12 protein-coding genes are annotated in these 15,390 nt (G+C 54.9%); 7 read left to right on the top strand and 5 right to left on the bottom strand.

Annotation, left to right across the window (positions count from 1 at the left end):
- The first annotated feature begins 70 nt into the window (after positions 1 to 70).
- On the top strand, positions 71 to 496 hold the full coding sequence (locus DWZ82_RS08520; protein ID WP_110436718.1) for an RrF2 family transcriptional regulator: 426 nt from the start codon (positions 71 to 73) through the stop codon (positions 494 to 496).
- Between the two features lie 209 nt (positions 497 to 705).
- Here the strand turns inward: DWZ82_RS08520 and DWZ82_RS08515 are convergent, their stop codons facing one another.
- The 3 genes from DWZ82_RS08515 to DWZ82_RS08505 all read right to left on the bottom strand — a co-directional run bounded on the left by DWZ82_RS08515 (position 706) and on the right by DWZ82_RS08505 (position 3,960).
- Entirely contained in the window at positions 706 to 2,124 is a 1,419-nt protein-coding gene (locus DWZ82_RS08515; protein WP_158575153.1) for a lipopolysaccharide biosynthesis protein, read from the bottom strand.
- Positions 2,121 to 2,696 carry a phosphatase PAP2 family protein gene (locus DWZ82_RS08510; protein ID WP_110436720.1) on the bottom strand — a complete coding sequence of 192 codons (576 nt, stop codon included), beginning with the start codon at positions 2,694 to 2,696 and terminating at the stop codon, positions 2,121 to 2,123. The genes DWZ82_RS08515 and DWZ82_RS08510 overlap by 4 nt, the downstream gene beginning before the upstream one ends.
- Before the next feature lie 76 nt (positions 2,697 to 2,772).
- Complete coding sequence (locus DWZ82_RS08505) at positions 2,773 to 3,960, bottom strand: cation:dicarboxylate symporter family transporter (protein ID WP_199667432.1); 1,188 nt, start codon at positions 3,958 to 3,960, stop codon at positions 2,773 to 2,775.
- Positions 3,961 to 4,199: 239 nt separating this feature from the next.
- Between DWZ82_RS08505 and DWZ82_RS08500 the strand changes: the two genes are divergently transcribed.
- The 4 genes from DWZ82_RS08500 (at position 4,200) to DWZ82_RS08485 (ending at position 9,435) form a co-directional block, all read left to right on the top strand.
- On the top strand, positions 4,200 to 5,834 hold the full coding sequence (locus DWZ82_RS08500; protein ID WP_118480180.1) for a VanW family protein: 1,635 nt from the start codon (positions 4,200 to 4,202) through the stop codon (positions 5,832 to 5,834).
- A gap of 20 nt (positions 5,835 to 5,854) precedes the next feature.
- Positions 5,855 to 6,787: a DUF975 family protein gene (locus tag DWZ82_RS08495; protein WP_158575151.1), complete on the top strand. Its 933-nt coding sequence runs from the start codon at positions 5,855 to 5,857 to the stop codon at positions 6,785 to 6,787.
- Between the two features lie 434 nt (positions 6,788 to 7,221).
- Positions 7,222 to 8,094, top strand: a complete 873-nt coding sequence (locus tag DWZ82_RS08490) for a mechanosensitive ion channel family protein (protein WP_158574443.1) — start codon at positions 7,222 to 7,224, stop codon at positions 8,092 to 8,094.
- A 183-nt stretch (positions 8,095 to 8,277) separates the two neighbouring features.
- Positions 8,278 to 9,435 carry a Gfo/Idh/MocA family protein gene (locus tag DWZ82_RS08485; protein ID WP_118480174.1) on the top strand — a complete coding sequence of 386 codons (1,158 nt, stop codon included), beginning with the start codon at positions 8,278 to 8,280 and terminating at the stop codon, positions 9,433 to 9,435.
- 82 nt (positions 9,436 to 9,517) lie between these two features.
- Here the strand turns inward: DWZ82_RS08485 and DWZ82_RS08480 are convergent, their stop codons facing one another.
- Both DWZ82_RS08480 and DWZ82_RS08475 read right to left on the bottom strand, forming a co-directional pair.
- The gene (locus tag DWZ82_RS08480) at positions 9,518 to 10,675 is read right to left on the bottom strand and encodes an alginate O-acetyltransferase AlgX-related protein (RefSeq protein WP_118480172.1); all 1,158 of its coding nucleotides are present in this window, start codon (positions 10,673 to 10,675) and stop codon (positions 9,518 to 9,520) included.
- Between the two features lie 13 nt (positions 10,676 to 10,688).
- Positions 10,689 to 12,065 carry an MBOAT family O-acyltransferase gene (locus DWZ82_RS08475; protein ID WP_118480170.1) on the bottom strand — a complete coding sequence of 459 codons (1,377 nt, stop codon included), beginning with the start codon at positions 12,063 to 12,065 and terminating at the stop codon, positions 10,689 to 10,691.
- 206 nt (positions 12,066 to 12,271) lie between these two features.
- Here DWZ82_RS08475 and DWZ82_RS08470 point away from each other — a divergent pair, with 206 nt between their 5' ends.
- The gene (locus DWZ82_RS08470) at positions 12,272 to 13,612 is read left to right on the top strand and encodes an S-layer homology domain-containing protein (protein ID WP_118359515.1); all 1,341 of its coding nucleotides are present in this window, start codon (positions 12,272 to 12,274) and stop codon (positions 13,610 to 13,612) included.
- A gap of 148 nt (positions 13,613 to 13,760) precedes the next feature.
- On the top strand, positions 13,761 to 15,080 hold the full coding sequence (locus DWZ82_RS08465) for an MATE family efflux transporter (protein ID WP_118480168.1): 1,320 nt from the start codon (positions 13,761 to 13,763) through the stop codon (positions 15,078 to 15,080).
- The last annotated feature ends 310 nt before the right edge of the window (positions 15,081 to 15,390 follow it).

The following is a 15,390-nucleotide window of genomic DNA, read 5'->3' as shown; positions in this document are numbered from 1 at the left end:
ACAAAAAGCGGTTTGGACTTGAATTCATAGTAAACCTGTGGTATATTAGTAAAAAGGGGAATTTGCAACTATGAAGATTTCAACCAAAGGAAGATATGCGCTTCGTCTGATGATCGACCTGGCGCAGCATGACGCAGGCGGCTACATTCCGCTGCGCGATATCTCCAAGCGACAGCAGATTTCGGCCAAGTATCTGGAGCAGATCGTGGTGCAGCTTTCGCGTGCGGGCTTTGTCATCTCGACGCGAGGCGCACAGGGCGGCTATCAGCTGGCGCGGCATCCTTCGGAGTATACCGTGGGCGATATTCTGCGTATTACCGAAGGCTCTCTTGCGCCGGTGGCGTGTTTGGAGCACGAGCCGGTGGATTGTCCTCGTGTAGATGAATGCATTACGCTCAGCTTTTGGCGCGGATTGTATGACGCAATCAATAATTATGTTGATTCGGTCACGCTCGAGGATCTTGTCAATAACGGAACGCTTAACTTCTCCATCTAACGCAAAAAGACAGACGATTTTTCGTCTGTCTTTTTTTCGTTCCATTCGGTTGAGTAATGGAGAATTATCCTCAGAGTGAAGAGCGGCTTCTTTTGCCCTTCGGGCAATTTACCTTGTGCCGCGCCTGCGAAGAGTAACCCGACTGCCGTTCTCCTTTTCGGAGCGCAAGAAAAGGGAACGCCCCGCAGGCATTCCCTTTGCATATAAACTTATGCTCGATGCAGCAGCTTTTTGACACTGAGCAGCATCTCGCGGCTGTTGAGTGCCGCAACCGCGCCGAACAGTGCAATCTGCCAGACGAGCCACAGCGGCGGCTCGAGCAGCATGAGTACGGACTGCACGGCAAGCAAAATCACGGTCAGCGTCAGGCGCGGCACCTTCCAGCGGACCGGCATGAACCGACGGCTGTCGATTGCACGGTACAGGAACAGAGCCACATAGCTGATGAGCGTTGCCAGCGCCGCACCCGTGCCGCCCATCCGCGGGATGAGCAGGGCGTTCAGACCAATGTTAATAACCGCGGAGAACGCCGTGGACAGGAAGGACGCAACCGTCTTCTTTTCCAGCAGATACACGCTTTTCTGGAAGCTGGACAGGCAGTTGAAGCCCGCGCCGACCGCCAGAATCGGGATGAACGTCCAGCCGATATAGTAGCTGGGGACGGCGAGAACCGTCATAGCCAGCTTGGCGCACATTACGCCGCCGGACGCGATGATGAACACGATGGACGAGTATGTGTTGCCGACGTTCGAGAAGAACGTGATCTGCTCCTCCTTGGTGTTGTTGTTGACCATGGATATCTGCCATGCATCAACAAAGATGGACGCGACAAGCGCAATCAGTGTCGGCACACGGTAGGCGATCGAGTAGATGGCGCTGACTGCGGTATCCTGCATGGAAGCGAGGAACACCTGATCGGAGAAGCCAATGATATACACGAGAATCGCATCCGGCACGAGCGGAAGCGAGTATGCCAGCATGCCGCGCCACAGGTGCATGTCCAGACGCTTGAGCTTGACGTACTTCCACAGACTGGCGATAATGAACAGGCAAACAGTGGAAAGCGCGTCCGAGCAGATGATGGAGAATACATAGCCGAGGATGTTCCAGCGGAACACCTTCAGGTAGAGGATGTTCAGCATGATGGTGACGAACGTACGGAAAATGCCGTCGATTGCGTACAGGCGGACGTGTCCGAGCGCGCGGATGAACTGGCTGCACACATTCTGCGTGCACGAGGTCAGAACATACAGGTAGATGATCCACTGATACTCAAGCAGTGAGCCGGTAACGCCCGCTGAGGTATTATAGTGGATGAGGCTCAGCAGCGGGTGGAACGGCAGTGCGATAATAAAGCCGCACAGCACGGTCACAAGCGCAATGGTAAACACACTGCGCTTGTAATACTTGCGCTCAAGTCCGTAGCGGATGACCGCCTGTCCGATGGACAGCGACACCACCGGATACAGAATACTGGTGGTCTTGATGATCAGGTCGGCGACACCCATTTCATCCTGCGTCATCATGCCGGTGTAGAAACGCAGCATGAGGATGACGAGAATCTTGGAACTGAACGTGCCTATCGCGAAGATAAAGGTATTGCCGAGAAGGCGTTTGTATTGATTCATTTTTTGCCCTTTCTCAGCCGGAGTGTGTGGCACTGATCGGTAACGCGGTCGGTCAGCCATGCAGCGATGATGCCGCACAGCACGCCGATGACCGCACCGGTCAGTACGTCGGTCGGGTAATGGACGCTGGCATACAGCCGCGAAAACGCAATGGCTGCCGCCAGCAGAAAGGCAAGAAAACCGGTCTTATGGTGGAAGAAGTACAGCGCCGAAGCTGCCGCAAACGAGCTGAGCGTGTGCCCGGACGGAAACGACCACGGGTCCTCCGGAACGAGCAGCGCCGTCAGGTCGGTGTGGGTGACAAACGGACGCGGCCGCATGACAAGGTTCTTGAGGAACACATTGCCAAGCAGAAAACCGACGCCGAGCGCGATCAGCATCGCCGCGCCGGCGCGGCGTGTTCGCCGGAAGAACAGCAGCAGTACGGCAAGCGTAATCCAGACAGCACCGTAGCTGCCCAGCAGGGAGAACACCTTCCAGACCGTGTCGGACAGACCACCGCGCCAGTGCTCCGAGATGTACGCGAGAACGCCGTAGTCAACTGAATGCACAATATCGAGCAGAATATCCATTTACCGGAATCGCCGCCTTTCAGGAGATTGGAAGTTGTTTTATGACCGGGGGATGGCTATGGAAACAACTTTCCGGTTATTTTTCGGAAGCAGAACGGTCTACCTTGTCCACGATGAGGGCAATCGCCTGGTCGCCGGTGACGTTGGTAGCAGTGCCGAAGCTGTCCTGCGAGAAGTGCAGGGCGATGATAAGCTGCTGCATCGGGTCCGTGAAGCCGAGCATCGAGGTGATCAGGCCCAGTGCCGACATAACACCGCCGCCCGGTACACCCGGAGCCGCAACCATGGTAACGCCCAGCATGAATACAAACGGAGCAAACATGGCAAAGGTCGGGGTTATGCCGCTTGCAAGCATGATGCCCATCGAGCCGAGTACGAGGCAGATGGTATCGCCGTTGAGGTTGATGGTAGCGCACAGCGGAACGACAAAGTCGGCAACGTCGTTATTTATATTGTTATTATATGCACAGTTCAGCGCAATCGGAATAGTCGATGCAGAGGACTGGGTGCCGAGTGCGGTAAAGTACGCCGGAGCGGCGTTCTTCATGCTTTTGAAGTGGTTCTTGCGGCAGACAATGCTTGCCAGACCAAACTGAGACACGATGTACAGCAGCTGCAGCACAATAATAATGGCATACAGGGAAGCGAACATCTTGACGGTAGCCGCCAGACGGCCCTCGGCTGCGATGTTGGCGAACAGACCTGCGATGTGGATCGGGATCAGCGGAATGATAATGCGGCTGAGTACGCCGGTAACGATTTTCTGCAGATCGCGGAAAACATTCAGCAGGGAATCACCCTTAAGGTTTGCCATGCCGATGCCGATCACGAACGCGAGCACAAGTGCGGTCATAACGCCGAACACCGGGTCAACCGTGATGGAGAACAGCGGCTCGAAGGCGTTGCTCTCGAGTACATCGCCGGTGATGGGCTGAATGAGCCCCGGCAGAACGGCCTTGCCGATGAAGAAGGTCAGCAGGCCGGAAATAACGGTTGTGCCGTAGGCCAGCAGCAGGGTCAGACCGAACAGACGGTTGGCCTTCTTGCCAAGCTCTGCCATGCCGACCGTGATGAACGACAGGATAATCAGCGGGATCATGAATGACAGGAAGGTTGAGAACAGCGAGGTAAAGGTTGCCAGCAGGCGGATGATGGCAACGAAGAACCCAGTGTCCGCGATGCCGAACCACTGTCCGCACATACCGATGAGGATACCGGCGATGATGCCGATAATCAGTCGAATTAACAGTCCTAATTGTTTCACTTGCATTTACTCCTCTTTTTCACAAAAATTTTAGCATACTAATAATACTATAGCAGAAAAGAGCCGTGATAGCAAGTTAAAGCGACAGATTATGACGGCGTATACCGAATTTATCCGAATTTGTGGTTGCTATCATGAATACAGGGCGCTATAATATAAAGGTATACCTGTCGAATAATGGCGGGTGCATCGAGAATCCAAAGCATATTCCAAGCATAGATTAGTTAAGAGGTATACTCATGGCAGATAAAAGCGCAAACAAACCGAAGAAGGGAGCGCATTTGATCAAAAAGCAGGCCAAAAAGCCGGAAAAACCGGCGCAGGTCATCCGGACGGAAGCTAAGCAGCCGAAGAAGAAACGTCGTGTTCCTATCGGTGTAAAGATTGCCGTCGGCGTTGTCATTGCGGCGGCAGCCGGTGCATTCGGCTATGTGTACTGTTACCCGAATGTTTTTCCGGGCGTGACTGTCGGACCGATCGCGGTCGGGGGCATGAACCGCGATGATGCGGCAAACACCATCGAGGACCAGAGTGCGCCGCTGTACGAGGGTAAGAACGTCACGGTGACGATTTACGGCTCCAACTATGATATTCCGGTCGATAAGGTGCTGAAAAACGTGGACGGCATCCAGTCCGCCGAGAACGCCTATGAAATAGGCCGTACCGGCAATCCGCTCGAGCGCGTGCGCGATATCATCGGCGCAATGCGCGGTCACAGAGAGGCGCAGATTGCGGCAACTGTAGATGAGGAAAGCCTGCGCGGCACGCTTAACGAAATCGCGGACACGGCGCTGACCGAACCGGTCAATCCGACTTGGGAACTGAAGGACAGCAATCTGATCGTGCATTCCGGCAAGCCGGGCGTCAAGTTTGACACGGATGCGGTAGAGCAGGCGCTGACTGATCAGATCCGCCTGATGGACTTTGAGCCATATGAGGTCTCGACCGATGTGACAGCCGCTCCGGCGATTGACGTTGACAAGATTGCAGCCGACATTATCGGTGACCCGGTCAACGCTACTGTCAGCAAGGAGGACGGCAAGACCATCATCGCCGGCAAGGCAGGCGTGTCGTTCGACACCGATAAGGCCAAGGAGATCATTGGCGACGGCTCGCAAGAGACCTACACCATTCCTGTGACGATCACCCAGCCGTCCATCACGGCAGAGGCGCTCAAGGCGAAGCTGTTCCACGATACACTCGCGCGTACGGCGACCAATCTCGATGAGGGCAACGCACCGCGTACGAACAACATCCGTCTGGCGGCTAAAGCCATCAACGGCACTATCCTCAATCCGGGTGACGAGTTTTCCTATAACGGCACGGTTGGCGAGCGCACAGCCGCACGCGGTTATCAGGAGGCGCATGCCTACTCGGGCGGCAAGATTATTGACGAGTTCGGCGGCGGTGTCTGCCAACCGTCCTCGACGCTGTACATGGCCGTGCTGCGTGCCGATTTGAAGGTGATCGAACGGCATAATCATTCGTTTACCGTGTCCTACACACCGCTCGGTGAGGACGCAACCGTGGATTACGGCAATCTGGATTTCCGGTTCGTCAACAATACGGCGTATCCGGTCAAGATTCTTGCCGAGCAGACCGATGGTCAGATGATCATGACCATTGTCGGCACCAAAACGAGCGACAAGACGGTCACGACCCGCACAGAGGTGCTCGAGACCTACAAGCCGGAGACCGTTACAAAGACGGACAGCTCGATGGAGGCAGGCGACAGCCGCGTGGAGACCTCGGGCATCACGGGCTACTCGACCAAGACCTACAAGCAGATTACTGAAAATGGCAAGACGACCGAGGTGCTGGCCAACAGTTCCACCTATTCCAAGCGGGATGAGGTCGTGTACGTCGGTGAATGATAAAGAAAACGGAGAATTTTATGAACAATTTTACAGCTGAGACCCGCAGACAGCTTAAGCGGGAGCAGAAGACGCGTGTAATGGAAAACCTTGGCCGGTGTATCGGCATCCAGCTGATGTACCTCGTGCCGTATGTGCTGCTGATGGTGATCCTGTACGTTTCCGTGTTCGGCAGAGCGTTCGCGCTCATCGCAGGCGGCGTCAGCGCAAACGATTACCAGTTGATGGCGGCACTCTCACGCGGATTGAATACGGTATGGCTGTGCATTGCGCTTATGCTGGCGATCACGGGCCCCCTGCAGTTCGGCCTTATGCACTTTTACATCGGTCTCGCACACGGCGAGGATGTAACGGTGGGTATGCTCATGTACCCGTTCACCTCGCTGAAAAGTGTCTGGGCGGGCATCCGCATGGTGTTTACGCTGTGGCTGCGCGGCATTATCTGGTTGATCGTACCGACCGTCATCTATTCGGCAATCGTATTTTCGGTTGCTGTGGCTGTCTCGGATACGGCACAGTATCAGGTAATTGCGGGAGCGCTGCAGGTTGTGTACCTGCTGGTGATGATTCCGATTCGCGTTAAGCTGCAGACCTACAATGCTGGCTGGCTCCTGCTCGCGCAGGACGAGAACCGCAGCGCATGGGCGGCTACGCGCGAGGCTTCATGGGCGTTCCGCGGAAATCTGATGAAGCTGTTTGTGTTCGACCTCAGCTTTATCGGCTGGTATGTACTGATCGCCGTTGTTCTGTGGGGATGTATCCTGCTCGGTACGGTCGGCCTGACTGCGATGAGCACCGGCATGGCGATTGCGGTGTTCGCGGCGGCTCTGGTGGCGGCGCTATGCCTGACCGCTGTGCTGAACGGTTTTCTTTCGGCGTATATGGAAAGCTCGTTCGTGCGTGTGTATGAGCATCTGACCGAACCGTCGGCGGAGTTTTATCCAGAAGGGTAAGCATCCTGCCGGGCAACCTGCATTCGTGGAGGTTATGCGGTGATAGCATCAGGCAAACGACAGGATATCATTTATGAACGTGTGAAAAGCCTCGGAGATGTATGCTCCGAGGCTTCAGTCTGTCAAAAAAGTATTATTTGAATTTTTACGCTTCGTGCGGCAGCACGCATAAAATAGAATTTGCGAAGCAAATTCATAAATTCCGGGAGCATGTATCTCGGAATTTATACAAGGGAAGAAAAAATGTGCCCGTAGGGCGCGGTTTTTCTTCAGTATTCGCTCGAAAGCGTGGTTTCGAGCGAGAGGCTGCTCGGAAAACGATAGTTTTTCGACAGCCTCAAGCCTCGGAGATGTATGCTCCGAGGCTTTTCCTATTGTATCGTACCCGCAGATACGCTATAATAAACCTATCTCCGGAAAGAGAGGGAACCCTGATGTTTGAATGGTTTACAGAATTTATGGAATCACCGCTGGGAAAGCTGATTTCCACGGGAATACTGGCCGTGGCGGTGCTGCTCCTGACGCTGGCGGCGGCCGGACTGGTCAATCGGCTGATGAAAAAGCTGGTTGACCGTCACCGGAAAACGAACAGCAGTATTGCGACCGTCTTAGGATTTGTGCGATACATAGCGGTTGCTGCGGTGTACTTTGCGGGCGGCATGGTCATCGTAGGTGCGATTCCGGTGCTGTCGAGTGCGGTGCGTACTCTGCTGGCTACCGGCGGTGTGATCGCGGTGGTTGCCGGTCTTGCTGCACAGGAAGCCCTCGGCAGCGTGGTCAGCGGCGTGATGATCCTCGCATTCAAGCCGTTTAAGATGGGCGATGTCGTGCGCTATGTCGATAATGACATCACCGGCTGCGTTGAGGAGATCACGCTGCATCATACCGCAGTCCGCACGTTCGAGAACAAGCGCGTCATTATCCCAAACAGCAAGATGAACAGTGCCATCATCGAGAACGCCGACTATGCGGACAGCAAGGTCTGCGTGTTCCTGACAGTGGGGATTACCTACGAAAGCGACCTCAAAAAAGCCAAAGAGCTGCTCGCCCGCGAGGTGCGGAAGCAGCCGGCCTTCCTCGATATTCGCACCGAGCAGCAGAAAAAGGACGGCGTGCCCGATGTGCCGGTCGTTGTGCTTGAGCTGGCGGATTCCGCAGTTGTTCTGCGTGCATCGCTGTGGGCGAAGGATAACGCCACTGCATTCGCGCTCAAGTGCGCCGTGCTCGAGGGCATTAAGCTTACCTATGATGCAGAAGGCATTGATATTGCATATCCGCACATGCAAGTCGTAAAAAGTGAGGAATGAGGAGGCAGAAGTGAGGAGCGGACAATGATTTCCCGTGTTGTCGGGCGGCCGGTGGTCTCCTGCGCAGCGGTAAACCGCAACCGAAACTCCTGTCTCCTGCCTGTAAGAAATCGCAAGATATTGTAAGACAACCACCCGCATTCCTTTTATAATATGGTCAAAGAGCAAAGGGAGGAACATAAGATGAGGAAATTACGCGTTGGTGTAATCGGCATTGGCGACATCAGCAATGTTTACCTGAACAATCTGAAAAAGTATGACGCAGTCGAGGTGGTGGCGTGTGCCTCACGCGGACTGGAGAAGGCACAGCGAAAGGCGGAAGAGCACGGTATTCCCAAGGCATACGCCTCCGGTATGGAGCTGATCGCTGACCCGGATATTGACATTATCCTCAATCTGACGACGCCGCAGGCACATTATGAGTATAATCTGGCAGCCTTGAAGGCGGGCAAGCATGTCTACACGGAGAAGCCGCTGGCGATGACGTTTGAGCAGGGCAGGGAGCTTGTTTCGCTTGCTAAGGAGAAGGGACTGCTGATTGGCTGCGCGCCGGACACCTTCCTCGGCGGTCGCTTGCAGAACATCCGCGAGCTGATCGACAGCGGCAGACTGGGCCGCATCACGGGCGGCGGTGCGTGGTTTGTCGGTCACGGGCACGAGTTCCACCATCCGGCTCCGGCATTCTTCTATCAGCCGGGTGCAGGCCCGCTGTACGACATGGGGCCGTACTACGTCACCGCGCTGCTCAGCCTGCTCGGCCCGGTAAAGCGCGTTTGCGCAATGGCCACCAAGGCAGGAGAGACGCGCACCGTGCCGTCCGGCCCGAGCAAGGGACAGGTGCTGCCGGTGGACGTGGATACTCATATCAACGCGATTCTTGAGTTTGTGTGCGGCGCACAGGTGACGCTGACCTGCAGTTTTGACGTCTGGGATTCCGAGCTGCCGCGTATGGAGATTTACGGTACCGAGGGAACCGTTCTCATTGACGAGAAGGATCCGATTTCCGGTCCTAACCTGTTCGGCGGCGATACGCTCATGCGCACGCCCGACCAGTACCGCTGGGCGGATGCCGAGCGCCGTCCGGAGAACGTAAACGCGCCGTGGTCGGTCGTGCCGAACAGCCATCCGTACAATTCGGTCAGCCACGCCGAGAACCCGCGCGGTATCGGTCTGGTGGATCTCGTCTACGCGCTCGAGGAGGGCCGCAAGCCGCGTGCCTCCGGCGAGATGGCGCTGCATTCGCTTGAGGTGATGGAGTGCATCCTCAAGAGTGCGCATGAGCACATCTTCTGTGAGCCAACGACTACATTTGAGCAGCCGAAGCCGCTTGATTGGCAGTAATTGAAGTAAAAGCCCGAGAAGGATTTTCCGTTCTCAATTGCACCGCATGTCTACCTGAAAAAGACACCCCCGGGTGTCTTTTTTATTCCGCAAGTCCCATCGTGCCGTTGCCTTCGGTGGTGATGCAGGTCAGATCATCGCGGACATACAGCACGACATCGGGTTGATAATCAGCGATATAATCAAGAATATTCTCGCCGTCATAGTGGCGGTAATCCAGGCTGCGCATTTCGTCGCACGAGGTATACAGGATGCCCTCCAAGGGGTTCGTGAACGAATCGCCGATGACAAGCACGCGCGGCAGACCGGGACGGTTTGTCTTAATAATGGTTTCGCCAATGTCGCCGCCCATGTAGTAATCATACACGTTGTTGAAATTTTCGTTGACTACCGTGCTCTCAACCGGCTGGCCGCTATCCTCTCGCGCAAAGGGCACGGGCGTGCCAAGTGTGAAGCGGTACAGCTTGTCATTCGTAGGGTACTCACCGAGCAGCTTGCGGGAGCGGGAACCGAGGAACGGCCGCTCAATCTGCTCGATGGTCACATCGGTGGTGACAGGTGCGTCTATGCCGAGCGTCTGCAGGTGCTCCATAGTGCGCAGATAGGTCTCATACGCGCCGTAAAAGTTGTAGTGATGGTCGGTTTTGCTGTAATATTTCTCCGGATCGGTGCAGAGATAGTCAGCCATGTTCAGGCAGTCAATGCCGCGCGCATCCAGTCCGGCGAGGAAGTCCGTGCGCATGGAATCATCCGTGTAGGTGCCAGACGTGAGGTACGACGGATACTTGTACCGCAAAGCACTGCTCTGCTCGGGAATGGACAGATAGACAAACCTTGCACCGACAGTCTCACACACCGTGTTTACCTGCGAGAGCGCATCCAATACGGTCTGCATGTCCTCATGGTTGTAATCGGTGCGCGGCTTGCCGTGATAGGGCAGCAGCGTATCACCCGCGATAACCGTGTTGCTGACGACCGGATTGTGCAGCGCAAGCTCCTTGCGGACGTTCAGCCGCAGCAGCGGAACACGGCAGGCAAAGTGGTCGCTGATATAGGTTTCCACATTGGGAAAAAACGTACCGTCCAGCACGGTATCGACACTCGGCACCGGAAAGACCGCCAGCCTGCGGTTTTCGTAAAACGAGCCTTTTTCCTTCGGACTGAATACGCTGACAGCCGAAAAAACGACCAGCGTACCGCAGAACAGCACGGTTTTGACAATATGCTTTGCGTTTTTCATGTCTCAACCCTCCTCAGAAGCGGAAGTAGATAAATGGGTTGTAGCTGCTGGCGAGCAGGCGCATCAGGCACAGCGTGAACAGGACAGCCAGCACCGGAAACTCCAGCACGCGCCATACACGGGAGGCCTTGAGACGCGGAAACACCGGCGCGGACAATACAACACCGAACAGCAAGTATGGCCAGAACCGCAGCAGATATTCGATTACGAACCGGTTGAGCGGCACCGCCGAGGTGAACATGCTGCCGAGATACTGCACTGCCAGTCCCATCGAATCGCTGCGGAAGAACACCCAGCCGATGACGATAAAAAACAGCGCATAGACATGCTGCAGCACGGACGGCAGGCGCGTAATCCATCCGGCGAGGAATTTCTTTTCCAGAATGAGCAGGATACCGAAGTACAGACCCCATGCCATAAACGTCCAGTTGGCACCGTGCCAGAAGCCGGTCAGGGTCCATACGGCAAGCAGATTGAAAATGTGCCGTGCGGGCGAGCACCGGTTGCCGCCGAGCGGAATGTACACATAGTCGCGGAACCAGGTGGACAGCGAGATATGCCAGCGGCGCCAGAACTCGGTGACCGACTTGCTGATGTACGGATAGTTGAAGTTTTCGAGGAACGCAAAGCCGAACATTTTGCCGAGACCGATCGCCATATCCGAGTAGCCGGAGAAATCGAAGTAAATCTGCAGCGTATAGCCAATCGCGCCCATCCACGCACCGGCAGCGGACAGCTCGCTCGGTGCATATTTGAATACGCCGTCCGCAATCTGCGCGAACACATTGGACAGCAGTACCTTTTTGCTGAGCCCGAACAGGAAGCGGCTGATACCCTCGGAAAACTGCGCAAACGAGTGTTTTCGCACGGCAAGCTGCACGTTGACATCGTGGTAGCGTACGATCGGGCCTGCGATAAGCTGCGGGAACATGGAAACGTATAGCGCCAGCGAAAACGGATCGTGCTGCGGCGGAACCTCTCGGCGGTATACGTCAATGACGTAGCTGAGCGCCTGAAAGGTGTAAAACGAGATGCCGATCGGCATGACGATATCCGGCACCGGAATACCCAGTCCGAACAGGCTGTCCGCTGAGCTGATGAAGAAATTCAGATACTTGAATACACCCAGCAGGCTCAGATTAGCGATAACGCACAAAATAAGCAGCGGTTTTCTATATGTACTGCGCATGGACAGACCGAACAGGTAGTTCATCAGTATCGAAAAAATTAGCATGCCGATCAGCCTTGGCTCTCCGTAGAAATAAAAGAACAGGCTGAATAAAAGCAGCACCGCGTTCCGCACTCGGATAAATTTCTGCGGCACGATATAATAGCAGAACAGCGCCGCCGGCAAAAAGAAAAATAGAAAAATCAGACTGCTGAAAACCATGTAGCAAACATCCCTGTATGGTAAAATTGCTGTCAGAAAGGCAAAACAACCGACAAAAAGCACCTTTAGTTTACCATGTTCTGCGCGGATTTGCAATCATGCATCAGATAGCCGCATCGTTTCTGAATTGTTGTTTACTTTTCCTAAGAACCATGCTATAATAAAGAAAATCTATTGGCTTTTTCAATCAAAAGGAGGAAGATAATATGAAAAAGATGAGAATCGCACTGGCATCCATGCTGGTTGCTGCCGGCATTACGGCAACAGCCGGTGCGGCGAACTTCACAAACTGTGCGGACCGCCTGAAGGACGTGGGACTGTTCCAGGGCACGAATCAGGGTTACCAGCTTGACAAGGCACCTACCCGTGCCGAGGCTTCGGCAATGCTGGTCCGCCTGCTGGGCAAGGAGGCTGAGGCGGAAAAGCTGACCTACACCGCACCGTTTACCGATCTGAAGGGCTGGGAAAAGCCGTATGTGCAGTACCTGTACGATAACGGCCTTGCCAACGGCATGAGTGAGACTGCCTATAACCCGACCGGCAAGTGCTCTGCACAGATGTATACCACGTTCCTGCTGCGCGCACTCGGCTACTCGGATGCCAAGGGCGATTTTACCTATGCCAAAGCACTGGATTTCGGTGAGCAGGTTGGCCTGGTGGACGATGTCAATTGCAGCACCAAGAATTTCCTGCGTGACAACGTAGTTGCAATGAGCCTGACCGCGCTTGATACCGATGTCAAGGGCAGTGACAGCATTCTGCTCGATAAGCTGGTTGCAGACGGTGCGGTTGACAAGACCAAGGCTGCTTCTCTGGGCGCATTTTTCGCAGACGCGGACACATTCAACACCGCTGCGAAGAACACCTCGGCGGAGTCCAAGATGGCTATGGATATGAACATCAAGGCAAGCGTTAAACTCGGCACCACCAAGCTGCTCGATATGTCCATGCCGATGACGATTAAGGCCGATATGAACCTCAAGGAGCTGGACAAGTCCGTGATGGCATTTGGCGGCAAGCTGAACATGACGATCGACCCGTCTTTGGCGAACGGCGGCGATACCAGTATTTCGCAGGATATTAACTATTACTTCACCAATGGCACTTACTACATGGATATGGGTGCACAGGGCAAGTACAAAATGGCGATGTCCTTTGATGATGTGCTGAACGGCATGGAGATTTCTGCTATGAACAGTTCTGTTCCGGTCAGCGCGATCGAGAGCATTACCAAGGGCAGCGGCGGTATGACCGTTAAGTACAACATGAACAGTGTCTTCAGTTCCGACCTGTTTGACGAGCTGCTCGGCGGCATGCTGGACGGTGTTTCCATCAAAACCCGCGATATGAATGTTACCGCGAAGGCAGTCAATGGCATGCTTACCGATACCGCGATTTCCGGTACGGTTGATATTACAGCAGAGGGCGAGACCATCAGCGCAACTCTGAACGCAGCCGCTAAGGTAACCGCTACCGGCGATGCGGTTAAGATTACGCTGCCGACCGATCTGAGCAGCTATGTCGATCTGCCGACCGAGATTAACTGACGGCTTGACAATTCCGCATCTTTTATGATAAACTTATCTCACTAAAATTTGTGTGGATTTTTACAGCATCTCAAGATGTTCTTTTTCGCCGCACGACCGGGATTCCGGTCGTGCGGTTTTTTATTTGCACAAAAGGGAGGAACCGAACGTGAACCAACGCTTTATGCGGGAAAAGCCGATACTGCCGCTGTTGCTCTCAATGACGCTGCCGATGGTGGTTTCCATGCTGGTGAACTCGCTGTACAACATCATCGACAGCCTGTTTGTTGCAAAAATAGGAGAGGACGCGATAACAGCGCTGTCGCTGGTCTATCCGGTGCAGAATTTGATAAACGCGCTCGCTATCGGCTTCGGCGTGGGCATTAACGCAGTGATTTCGTATCATCTCGGTGCCGGTGAGATCGACAAGGCGGACGCGGCGGCGACGCGCGGTATTGCGTGCTCAGTTATCCACGGCGTAGTGAGCATGATCGTGTGCATCACCGTCATGCCGCGTTTCCTGCGGCTGTTCACGGATTCTGAGCAGGTAGCGGAGATGGGTACGCAGTACGCGTCTATCGCGTTCGCGTTCTCGGTGATTATCATGGTCGGTCTCGCGTTCGAGAAGATTTATCAGGCGATGGGTCGCATGCAGGTGACCATGACAGCGCTGCTGTTCGGCTGTGTGACAAATATCGTGCTGGATCCGCTGCTCATCTTCGGTATCGGGCCGTTCCCGCAGCTCGGCATGCGCGGCGCGGCACTCGCCACCGGCATCGGCCAGCTGGTAACGCTGGCGTTCTATCTGGTGATATATCGGCTGCGGCCGGTGTCCGTGCATATCACACGCAAGGGGCTGCACGGTACTCGAGGCATCACGGCACGGCTGTATGCGATCGGCATTCCGGCGGCACTCAATCTGGCGCTGCCGTCATTGCTCATCTCGTGTCTGAATGCGCTGCTGGCTGAGCTCAGTCAGGCGTATGTGGTCGTGCTCGGCATCTATTACAAGCTGCAGACTTTCCTGTATCTGCCTGCGAGCGGCATTATTCAGGGTATGCGTCCGGTGATCGGTTACAACTACGGCGCGGGTGAGCGGGAACGCGTCAGCCGTATTTTTCAGGTAGCGCTTGCGCTGTGTGCGTGCATTATGATGATCGGCACTGTGCTGTGTCTGGCGTTCGCATCTCCGCTGATGGCACTTTTCACCGAAAATGTCCGGACGGTGGCTATCGGTGCACATGCGCTGCGCATTATCTGTGTGGGATTTCTTGTTTCGGCGGTTTCGGTTACGGCATCCGGCGCACTGGAAGGACTCGGAAAGGGTACGGCGTCGCTCGTGATTTCGCTGTGCCGGTATACCGTGGTCATTCTGCCGATCGCGGTCGTGCTGTGTAAGATTATGGGTGCGAATGGCGTTTGGCATGCGTTCTGGGTGACGGAGTTTATCTCGGCAGGAGTGGCATTGGTCGCTTGGAAGCGAGTATAACTGCGCTGACGCCGCGCGGGCGCCTGCCGCGCCCGCGGCGGTGGGCAAGAGGGTAGACACCTACGGTTTCTACCCTCTTAACTCCCGTTTCCTTTTGTTTCCGAGTCTGGCGCAGACCAGAGATCGGCGACCGCTTCGAAAAGGGGAACGGCAGAGGATTTTTTCTACCGTAGGGGAGCACAGTGTGCTCCCATTTCTTTACCTATTCGCAGTGTCAGATAGCGTTCTGCTATACAGCTCGGCTATTCTACGCTGGGTGCGGCATAACAGTGCCGCACAATTCGTCAGCGCGTTATGATAGATAGGGCCT

Origin of the sequence: Butyricicoccus sp. AF35-5AC (genome assembly GCF_003477715.1) — a bacterium.
In the GTDB taxonomy this organism is placed as follows: domain Bacteria; phylum Bacillota; class Clostridia; order Oscillospirales; family Butyricicoccaceae; genus Agathobaculum; species Agathobaculum butyriciproducens.
Note: the sequence above shows the minus strand (reverse complement) of the source record. Positions and strands in the feature narration are given on the sequence as shown.

Excerpts from the sequence above, each read along its gene's own strand:
- DWZ82_RS08520 (WP_110436718.1), top strand. The coding sequence starts at position 71 with ATGAAGATTTCAACCAAAGGAAGATATGCGCTTCGTCTGATGATCGAC.
- DWZ82_RS08515 (WP_158575153.1), bottom strand. The coding sequence starts at position 2,124 with ATGAATCAATACAAACGCCTTCTCGGCAATACCTTTATCTTCGCGATA.
- DWZ82_RS08510 (WP_110436720.1), bottom strand. The coding sequence starts at position 2,696 with ATGGATATTCTGCTCGATATTGTGCATTCAGTTGACTACGGCGTTCTC.
- DWZ82_RS08500 (WP_118480180.1), top strand. The coding sequence starts at position 4,200 with ATGGCAGATAAAAGCGCAAACAAACCGAAGAAGGGAGCGCATTTGATC.
- DWZ82_RS08495 (WP_158575151.1), top strand. The coding sequence starts at position 5,855 with ATGAACAATTTTACAGCTGAGACCCGCAGACAGCTTAAGCGGGAGCAG.
- DWZ82_RS08490 (WP_158574443.1), top strand. The coding sequence starts at position 7,222 with ATGTTTGAATGGTTTACAGAATTTATGGAATCACCGCTGGGAAAGCTG.
- DWZ82_RS08485 (WP_118480174.1), top strand. The coding sequence starts at position 8,278 with ATGAGGAAATTACGCGTTGGTGTAATCGGCATTGGCGACATCAGCAAT.
- DWZ82_RS08480 (WP_118480172.1), bottom strand. The coding sequence starts at position 10,675 with ATGAAAAACGCAAAGCATATTGTCAAAACCGTGCTGTTCTGCGGTACG.
- DWZ82_RS08475 (WP_118480170.1), bottom strand. The coding sequence starts at position 12,065 with ATGGTTTTCAGCAGTCTGATTTTTCTATTTTTCTTTTTGCCGGCGGCG.
- DWZ82_RS08470 (WP_118359515.1), top strand. The coding sequence starts at position 12,272 with ATGAAAAAGATGAGAATCGCACTGGCATCCATGCTGGTTGCTGCCGGC.